Consider the following 8,410-nt stretch of genomic DNA (forward strand, 5'->3'; position numbering starts at 1 on the left):
TCGCGAAAACGGGAACGCGGCCGTATTCAGGCGAACAGTTCGCGGGCGGTGTCGACCAGCTTTTGCGCTGCGCTCGTTTCACTCGCTCGGCAAAAGCTGGACCAAAAGCACTCCTCGCTCGGTTCGGCACTTCGTGCCTCCCCTCGCTCGTCGGCCCGCTCACTCCGTTCGCGGACCGGTTCTGTGTTAGGCGAACAGTTCGCGGGCGGTGTCGATAGCGTCGATTAGCGCGTCGACTTCCTCCCGCGTGTTGTAGATGTAGAACGACGCTCGCGTCGAGGCCGCCGCGCCGAGTTTGTCGTGGAGCGGCTGGGTACAGTGGTCACCGGCACGGATGGCGACGCCCTGCTCGTTGAGGATACTGGAGAGGTCGTGGGCGTGGACGCTGTCGAGGTTGAACGCGACGAGGCCGCCGCGGTCGTCGCCCGGCGGGCCGTAAATCTCGATGTCGTCGAACTCCGTGAGACGGTCGTAGGCGTACGCCGCGAGCAGTTCCTCGTGGGCTTGGACGTTCTCCATCCCGATGTCGTCGAGGTAGTCGACGGCCGCGGCGAAGCCGACGCCCTGCGCGATGGGCGGCGTGCCGGCCTCGAACTTCCACGGGAGGTCTTCCCACGTGGAGTCCTCGTAAGTGACGCTCCGAATCATCTCGCCGCCGTAGAGGTACGGCTGCATCTCCTCGAGGATGTCGCGCTTGCCGTAGAGCGCGCCGATGCCGGTCGGTCCGCACATCTTGTGGCCCGAGAAGGCGAAGAAGTCGGCGTCGATGGCCTCCACGTCGACGGGGCGGGTCGGGACCGACTGCGCGCCGTCGACGAAGGCGTAGGCTCCGACCTCGTGGGCCATGTCTGCGAGTTCGGCGACCGGGTTGACGGTTCCGAGGGTGTTCGAGACGTGGACGACCGAGACCATCTTCGTGGAGTCGTCGATGAGTTCCTTCGCGTGCTCCATGTCGAGGCGGCCGTCGTCGTTGACGCGGATGTAGCGCACTTCAGCGCCGGTCTTCTTGGCGATCTGCTGCCACGTGACCAGCGAGGCGTGGTGTTCCATCTCGGTCATGACGACCGAGTCGCCCGGCCCGAGTTCGTTGAGGCCCCACGCGTAGGCGACGAGGTTCATCGACTCGGTGGTGTTCTTCGTGAAGACGACCTCCTCGCGGCCGCCGGACGCGCCGATGAACTCCGCGACGCGGTCGTGGGCGTTCTCGTAGGCGACCGAGGCCTCCTGACTCAGGTGGTGGATGCCGCGATGGACGTTCGAGTTGTAGCCGTGGTAGTAGTCGACGATGGCGTCGACGACCTGCTCCGGTGTGTGGCTCGTCGCGGCGTTGTCGAGGTAGACGAGCGGCGTGTCGTCGTCGTCGTGCTCACCCGGCGTCGAGATGTCGCCGCCGACCTTCCGTTGGAGGATGGGGAAATCCGCGCGGATGGCGTCGACGTCGACGGGGTACGACTCCTGCACTCTCATTGGGTATGGGTTACCCCCGTAGGCACAACACGTCTTCGGTCCGCACGCGGCTCTGCAACCCATTTTGGTTTCGTCAGCCGGCAACAGTGGCCGGTGGCGGTGACGCGACAGCGACCGCAACGGCGACGAGACGACAACGACCGCGACGCGGGGCGACGTGTCGGCCCCCCACCCAAACGAATCAAGTAGCTCACGTCCGTTTACCAGCTAATGTCGAACGCCACCTCTTCCTCGCTTGCGTTTTCGAGCCTCGACGCGCTCCCGACGCAACTCGCGATTCTGGACGAGGACGGCGTCATCGTCTACACGAATCGCGCGTGGCGGGAGTTCGGCAACGAAAACGGCTACCAGGGCGACAGCAGTTCGGTCGGCATGAACTACCTCGGCGTCTGCGACCTCAGCACCACCGACGACGCGACGATGGCCAGCGAGGGTATCCGCGCCGTCATCGACGGCGAGCGAGACGAGTTCTCTTTCGAGTACCCCTGCGAAACGCCCGACGAGCGCCTCTGGTTCACGATGCGCGCGACTCGCTTCACCGACGACGGCGAGACGTACGTCCAGATCGCGCACCTCGACATCACCGACCGGAAGCGCGCGGAACTGGAGGCCGAAGAGAAGGCCGAACGCCTCCAGAACCTCGCGCGGATGCTCTCGCACGACCTCCGCAACCCGCTTTCGGTCGCCGTGGGCTACGTCGAATCGCTCCTCGACGAGGCGGTCGACGCCGACGGACTCGAACAGGTCGCGGGCGCGCTCGACCGGATGGACGACATCATCACCGACGCCCTGGTGTTGGCCCGTCACGACACGGTCGAGGAACTCTCGACCGTCGACCTCGAAACGCGCGCGGCGGCCGCGTGGGAGCACGTCGAGACCGGCTCGGCCGAGCTCGTCGTCGCCGATTCGTTCGAGTTCCGGGCGGACCCGAGCCTACTGGGACACGTGTTCGAGAACCTGTTTCGGAATTCGGTGGAGCACGGCGCGAGCGACGACGGCCTGACCGTCACGGTCGGTGTGCTCGGCGGCGACGGCGACGCTCCGGGGTTCTACGTCGAGGACGACGGCGTCGGCATCCCCGCGGAGACGCGCGACGAGGTGTTCGAAGCCGGCTACTCCACGGGCGAGGAGGGGACGGGTCTCGGTCTGTCAATCGTCGCGCAGGCCGTTCACGCACACGACTGGGACATCGCCGCCACCGAATCCGGGGACGGCGGCGCTCGCTTCGAGGTGACGGGCGTCGAGCGGTCGGCGTAGTGGCCAGAGGTCCGGAAAAATAGCTTTCGACGGCGGCTCAGCGGAGCCAGAGCAGTTGCGCGTGGAGCGTGCCGCCGACTTCGAGGACGGTCTCTTCGTCCACGAGGCCGGCGTCGATGGCCACCGAGACGGACTCCTCGCCGACGATGTTGGCGACGGTCGCGCGGGTGAGGCTGTCCACGACGGCGTCTTCGTCGGCGGTCTCGGCCTCGTCGCCGCCGTAGAAGTCCTCCGTCACGTCCAGCGAGACGCCGTCGTCGGTGTAGGTCTCGCCGATGCAGTCGGGGTCGCAGACCGAGACGAGGAGCCCCTCGGGGGTCTCCCGCTCGCGGAGGAGCATCCTAGTACTCCTCGACGAGCTCCGCTTCGGCCTGCTCGCGGAGGTCGTCGGCCTGCTGCTGGGCCTGTTCTGCTTCCTCGTCGCGGCCGAGTTCCTCGAGCGCGCGCGCCTTCTCCTCGTGGACGCCGGGCGTTCGCATTCCGAGGCGAATTGCGTTGTCGAAGGCGTTGACGGCGTCCTCGTTGAGGCCGCGCTCGTGGAGGAAGAAGCCGCGGTTGTACCACGCCTGTGGGAAGCGCGGGTCGAGTTCGACGGCGCGCTCCGCGTGGTCGAGCGCGTCGGCCGTCTGGCCGGCCTCCCACAGCGCGTACGCGAGATTGGTGTGGGCCGTCGCGGCGTGCTCGCTGTCGTCGTCGAGTTTGAGCGCCTCTCGGTAGGAGCCGATGGCCTCGTCCCACTCTTCGAGTTGGCCGTGCGCCGCGCCCTTGTTGACCCACGCCTCCTGGGCGATGTCCTCGTCGTCGCCGGCGAACCGAGCGACGCGCTCGAACGCCCCCGTGGCCTCCTCGAAGCGGTTTATCTGCATGTACGAGAGCGCCACGTCGAGCAGTTTCTCGATGTCGACGTCCTCGGGGTCGATGTTCCGCTGGTCGAGGATGTCGGTCAGGACGCGCGAGTCGACCGGGTCGACCTTCGTCGGGTCCACCGAGAGTTCGGGCGGGTCGAGCGAGAAGTCGGAGTAGTCCTCGTCGAACCCCTGCCCCTCTGAGAAGCGGTGGGGTTGTTTGCCGTCGTCGGTCATATAGCCGCGCTTGGGCGTCACGGCGGTTAAACGCTACGTCAGCGGGACGACACCGACCGCTTTTTAGCCTCCCGCGGGCGAGCGTCTGCGAATGTCCGCGCCCCCGACGACGGTCGTGTCGTTCGTCCGGCACGCCCACTCCCCGTACGTTCCCGACGCCGAGCGAACCCGCGGGCTCTCTCGCCGTGGCCGCCGCGACGCCGCGCGCGTCACCGCCCGCCTGGCCGACCTCGCGGACGTGGTCGCTACCAGCCCCCACGAGCGCGCCCGCGCCACGGTCGAGGGCGTCGCCGACGCGGCGGACGCCCCGCTCATCGTCGACGAAGACCTCAGAGAGCGCGAACTCGCGGGGTCGCACGTCGACGACTTCGAACAGGCCGTCGAACACCTCTGGGCGAACCCGAACGCGTCGCATCCCGGCGGCGAGTCCCACGCCGAGGCGCAGGCCCGCGGCGTCGCCGCCGTGGACCGACTCGTCGAGGCCTACCCCGACCGCCACGTCGTCGTCGGCACCCACGGCACGCTCATGGCGCTCGTGTTCAACGCGTACGACCCGCGCTACGGCCACGAGTTCTGGTCGGGCCTGACGATGCCCGACGTGTACGAGGTGACGTTCGTGGACGGCGAGGCGTTCAGCATCGCCCGGACGTGGACGCCCGAGGAGGACGACCGCGCGGGCGACGCCGACCGCGACCCGGCGGAACGTTAACGTCCGATTCGAGTCAACTAGCTGCCATGCGTTGCTTTCTCGCCGTCGACCTCCCAGACTCGCTCGCGGCGGGCGTCGCCGCGGTACAGGACCGGCTTTCGGACGCTGACGGGCTTCGGTTTACCGACCCCGAGCAGGCGCACGTCACTCTGAAGTTCCTCGGTGAGGTGTCGCCGGACCGCGTCGCCGAGGTGGAAGACGCGGTCGAGTCGGCCGTCGACGATGCGGGGGTCGGCCCCTTCGACGCCTCGGTCGGCGGACTCGGCGTCTTCCCTTCGCTGGACTACATTCGAGTCGTCTGGGTCGGCGTCGACGACGGCGCGGCCGAGTTGACGCGACTACACGAAGCTATCGAGCGCGAGACGACGGCAATCGGCTTCGACCCCGAAGAACACGACTTCACGCCGCACGTCACGCTCGCCCGCATGGACGACGCCCGCGGGAAGGACCTCGTGCGGCGCGCCGTCGAGGGCGAGTCGCCGACGGTCGGGTCGTTTCGAGTGCGCGAGGTTCGGCTGAAGAAGAGCGAACTCGGTCTCGACGGCCCCGAGTACGAGACGGTGACGCGGTTCTCGCTGTGAGGCGCGTCAGTCGTCGGTCGGTCGCCGCCCGCGACGGCGGTCAACGATACGCCGGAGTTCGCCCCGAATCACCTCGCGTTTGAACAGCAGGAAGCCCGCGAAGATGAGCGCGAAACCGGCGACGGTTGCGCGCGTCGGCACGCGCTCGAGGACGGTCCAGTCGGCGAGGGCGGCGAAAAGCGGGATGACGTACTCGAGCAGGCTCACCTCGATCGGGCCGACCCGGTCGAGGAGCCAGAAGTACAGCAGGAAGCCGCCCGCGCCGGCGACGACCGCGAGGTAGCCGGTGGCGACGAGCGTCGTCTGGGTCCACGCCGCGTCGGCGGCGGACTCCCACGGCAGGGCGACGCTCGTGACGTGGAGCGTCACCGCGCCGACGAGCATCATCCACGCCTGCACGGAGAGCAGCGACATCTCCGTCTCGCTGTCGTGGGTCAGTACCGCGCCGAGGGCGAAGGCGATGGCTGACCCGAACACGAGCACCGCGCCGACGAGATTCGACGACAGTAGATTTCCGGGGTCCGGGTTGGCGATGACGACGAGGCCGAGAAAGCCGAGGACGAGCCCGACGATTCGGTGCGCCGAGAGTCGCTCGTGGGTAGCCGTCAGGCGGGTGAGCGTCGGCGTCGCGAGCGGGATGATGCCGAGGAGGACCGAGGCCACGGAGCCGGGGACGTACACCTGCCCCGAAAACAGGAGGGCGTGGTGCGCGCCGATGCTGAACGCGCCGCCGGCGAGAATCGGCCGCCACTCGTCGCGGACGGCGGGAATGACCCGGTCGCCGCGGGCGACGGCGACGGCGAACAACAGGAGCGCGGCCACGTCGAAGCGGACCGCGCCGAGGAACGCCGGCGGGACGGTCCGGAGGGCGATGTCGGTGGCGAGGAAGGCGCTCCCCCAGACGGCGGAGAGCGCGAGGAAGGCGACGGCGGTTCTGGCCCGACTCATTCGCCTCGGCTTTCGCGCCGACGGTACTGAATGAGTCGGTTCGGTCGCCCGTCCGCGCCGTCGCCCCCGGGAGAACACCGGGTTCTCGCCGATTCGGGCGTGCGGACGCCCCTCACACGCCTGAAACGCGAAGGAACAAGATTTTATGCGGAGGATGGAAAGTACAGCCCACTATGGGTAAGAAGTCGAAGTCTAAGAAGAAGCGTCTGGCGAAGCTCGAGCGCCAGAACAGTCGTGTCCCCGCGTGGGTCATGCTCAAGACGGACATGGAAGTCACGCGAAACCCCAAGCGTCGCAACTGGCGGCGAAGCAACACGGACGAGTAAGCAATGAGCGCAAACGACTTCGAGGAGCGCGTCGTCACCGTCCCGCTCCGAGACGTGCAGGCGGTTCCGGCACACGAACGCGCGGGCCGCTCGATGACGCTCATCCGCGAGCACCTCGCGAAGCACTTCAAGGTCGACGCCGAGAACGTGCGTCTCGACACGCAGATCAACGAGGACATCTGGGCGCACGGTCGGCAGAGCCCGCCGAGCAAGTTCCGCGTCCGCGCCGCGCGTTTCGACGAGGACGGCGAGTCGGTCGTCGAAGCCGAACCGGCCGAGTAAACGGTGCTTCGCGCCTCCTTCGCCGGTTCGTCCTACATCGGCGTCTTCGCTCGCGCGACCGACGACGCGCTGTTGGTCCGCCCGGACGCCGAGGTCTCGCTCGCCGAGCAGATGGCCGAAGAACTCGACGTGCCGCTGGTCAAGACGACCGTCGGCGGGTCGGGCACGGTCGGTGCGTTAGCGACGGGTAACGAGAACGGACTTCTCGTGTCGAGCCGCGCGACGTCCCGCGAGAAGGAGGCCCTCACCGACGCCGTGGACCTCCCGGTCTACGAGCTTCCCGGTCGCATCAACGCCGCCGGCAACGTCGTTCTCGCGAACGACTACGGCGCGTACGTCCACGCGGACCTCTCCGACGAGGCCGTCTCGGCCGTCGAGGAGGCCCTCGAGGTCCCCGTCGAACGCGGCGACCTCGCCGACGTTCGAACCGTCGGGATGGCGGCCGTCGCCAACAACCGCGGCGTCCTCTGCCATCCGAAGTCGCGCGAACCCGAACTCGAAGCGCTCGAAGCGCTCCTCGACGTTCGCGCCGACATCGGCACCATCAACTACGGTGGACCGCTCGTCGGTTCCGGTCTCGTTGCCAACGAGGAAGGGTACATCGTCGGCGAGGACACGACCGGCCCCGAACTGGGTCGCATCGAAGACGCCCTCGACTACATCGACTGAGGGCCTCGCGTCCCCCCGTTTCTCGCTTCAGTTTCGCTCCGAGTAGGAAGACCTTTCCCGCTCGCCACCCGACCGACGTGCATGAGCCAGTTCATTATCGCGGGCAGCTTCACGAGCCGTGGCGTCGTCCACGAGTTCACGAAGACTGTGGAAGCACCGAACGAGAACGTCGCACAGGAACGCGCCTTTTCGCTCATCGGGAGCGAGCACGGAATCAAGCGCACGAAGGTCGAGCTCAACGAGGTGTCCGCAGCATGATGGGTGGCGGTCAGCAGCAACTTCAGCAGCTCTCCCAGGAACTGCAGGCCCTCGACGAGGAAATCGAATCCCTCGAAGGCGAGGTTTCGGACCTGAACGACGAGAAAGACGAGATCGACGAGGCCGTCGAGGCCATCGAGACGCTCGAGACGGGCTCGACGGTGCAGGTCCCTCTCGGCGGCGACGCGTATCTCCGCGCCGAAGTCCAGGACATCGACGAAATCGTCGTCTCTCTCGGCGCGAGCTACGCCGCCGAACAGGAACAGAGCACGGCCATCGAGACCCTGCGACGCAAGCAGGACGCGCTCGACGAGGAAATCGCGAGCATCCGCGGCCAGATCGAAGAGCTCGAAGAGGAGAGCGACGAGATCGAAGAGCAGGCGATGCAGGCCCAACAGCAGATGCAGCAACAGCAGATGCAGCAGATGCAGCAGATGCAGGGCGAGGGCGGCGACGGCGACGACGAGTAAGGTAACCCCCACCTCCTACTATTCAGATGTTCGACGGACTGAAGAAGAAACTCAACCGCTTCCGTAACGACGTTGAAGAGACCGCCGAAGAGAAGGCCGAAGCGGCGGCCGACGAGGCCGAGACCGAGGCCGACGCGGAAGCGGAATCAGCACCAGCAGACGCGGCGGTCGAACCCGAGGCGTCCGAACCTTCCGACGCCGACTCCGTCGGCGACGCGGACGCTGATTCCGAAGCCGACGCGGTCGACGACGTTCCTGCGGACGCCGAGCCGGCGACCGACGCGGACACCGCGCCCGAACAGGCCGCGGCGACCGCGGAGGTCGACTCCGAATCTGCCGCCGCGACCGCGGCGGGTGACGC

The 8,410-nt window shown here is 67.5% G+C and carries 12 protein-coding genes and 1 pseudogene; 9 read left to right on the forward strand and 4 right to left on the reverse strand.

Features of this window, described 5'->3' with window-relative positions; genetic code table 11:
- Nucleotides 1-186 precede the first annotated feature (186 nt).
- Nucleotides 187-1,461, reverse strand: a complete 1,275-nt coding sequence (gene sufS, locus NKF06_RS18545) for a bifunctional cysteine desulfurase/selenocysteine lyase SufS (RefSeq protein WP_253246262.1) — start codon at nt 1,459-1,461, stop codon at nt 187-189.
- 216 nt (nt 1,462-1,677) lie between these two features.
- Between sufS and NKF06_RS18550 the strand changes: the two genes are divergently transcribed.
- On the forward strand, nt 1,678-2,724 hold the full coding sequence (locus NKF06_RS18550) for a PAS domain-containing sensor histidine kinase (RefSeq protein ID WP_253246256.1): 1,047 nt from the start codon (nt 1,678-1,680) through the stop codon (nt 2,722-2,724).
- Between the two features lie 37 nt (nt 2,725-2,761).
- On the opposite strand, the gene NKF06_RS18555 is transcribed toward NKF06_RS18550, so the two are convergent.
- The gene (locus tag NKF06_RS18555; protein ID WP_004968868.1) at nt 2,762-3,064 is read right to left on the reverse strand and encodes a DUF424 family protein; all 303 of its coding nucleotides are present in this window, start codon (nt 3,062-3,064) and stop codon (nt 2,762-2,764) included.
- Nucleotide 3,065: 1 nt separating this feature from the next.
- Nucleotides 3,066-3,806 carry a tetratricopeptide repeat protein gene (locus NKF06_RS18560; RefSeq protein WP_253246257.1) on the reverse strand — a complete coding sequence of 247 codons (741 nt, stop codon included), beginning with the start codon at nt 3,804-3,806 and terminating at the stop codon, nt 3,066-3,068.
- A gap of 91 nt (nt 3,807-3,897) precedes the next feature.
- On the opposite strand from NKF06_RS18560, the gene NKF06_RS18565 reads away from it, so the two are divergent.
- Both NKF06_RS18565 and thpR read left to right on the forward strand, forming a co-directional pair.
- Complete coding sequence (locus NKF06_RS18565; protein ID WP_253246258.1) at nt 3,898-4,515, forward strand: histidine phosphatase family protein; 618 nt, start codon at nt 3,898-3,900, stop codon at nt 4,513-4,515.
- Between the two features lie 26 nt (nt 4,516-4,541).
- The gene (gene thpR, locus NKF06_RS18570; RefSeq protein WP_253246259.1) at nt 4,542-5,096 is read left to right on the forward strand and encodes an RNA 2',3'-cyclic phosphodiesterase; all 555 of its coding nucleotides are present in this window, start codon (nt 4,542-4,544) and stop codon (nt 5,094-5,096) included.
- Nucleotides 5,097-5,102: 6 nt separating this feature from the next.
- Here thpR and NKF06_RS18575 read toward each other — a convergent pair whose 3' ends face one another.
- Nucleotides 5,103-6,044: a DMT family transporter gene (locus NKF06_RS18575; protein WP_253246260.1), complete on the reverse strand. Its 942-nt coding sequence runs from the start codon at nt 6,042-6,044 to the stop codon at nt 5,103-5,105.
- 173 nt (nt 6,045-6,217) lie between these two features.
- Between NKF06_RS18575 and NKF06_RS18580 the strand changes: the two genes are divergently transcribed.
- The 6 genes and pseudogenes from NKF06_RS18580 to NKF06_RS18605 form a co-directional block, all read left to right on the forward strand.
- Nucleotides 6,218-6,370 (forward strand): 50S ribosomal protein L39e, encoded by a 153-nt coding sequence (locus tag NKF06_RS18580; protein ID WP_004045214.1) that lies wholly within the window; start codon nt 6,218-6,220, stop codon nt 6,368-6,370.
- Nucleotides 6,371-6,373: 3 nt separating this feature from the next.
- On the forward strand, nt 6,374-6,652 hold the full coding sequence (locus tag NKF06_RS18585; protein WP_004045216.1) for a 50S ribosomal protein L31e: 279 nt from the start codon (nt 6,374-6,376) through the stop codon (nt 6,650-6,652).
- 3 nt (nt 6,653-6,655) lie between these two features.
- Nucleotides 6,656-7,321, forward strand: coding sequence for a translation initiation factor IF-6 (locus NKF06_RS18590; RefSeq protein ID WP_253246261.1), 666 nt, complete (start codon nt 6,656-6,658; stop codon nt 7,319-7,321).
- Nucleotides 7,322-7,402: 81 nt separating this feature from the next.
- Nucleotides 7,403-7,579: a 50S ribosomal protein L18Ae gene (gene rpl18a, locus NKF06_RS18595; RefSeq protein WP_004973929.1), complete on the forward strand. Its 177-nt coding sequence runs from the start codon at nt 7,403-7,405 to the stop codon at nt 7,577-7,579.
- Nucleotides 7,579-8,049, forward strand: coding sequence for a prefoldin subunit alpha (pfdA, locus tag NKF06_RS18600; RefSeq protein ID WP_058828717.1), 471 nt, complete (start codon nt 7,579-7,581; stop codon nt 8,047-8,049). The genes rpl18a and pfdA overlap by 1 nt, the downstream gene beginning before the upstream one ends.
- A gap of 26 nt (nt 8,050-8,075) precedes the next feature.
- Nucleotides 8,076-8,410, forward strand: a pseudogene (locus NKF06_RS18605) (signal recognition particle-docking protein FtsY); the annotation flags it as partial.

The organism is Haloferax sp. AB510, assembly GCF_024136985.1.
Taxonomy (GTDB): Archaea; Halobacteriota; Halobacteria; order Halobacteriales; family Haloferacaceae; genus Haloferax.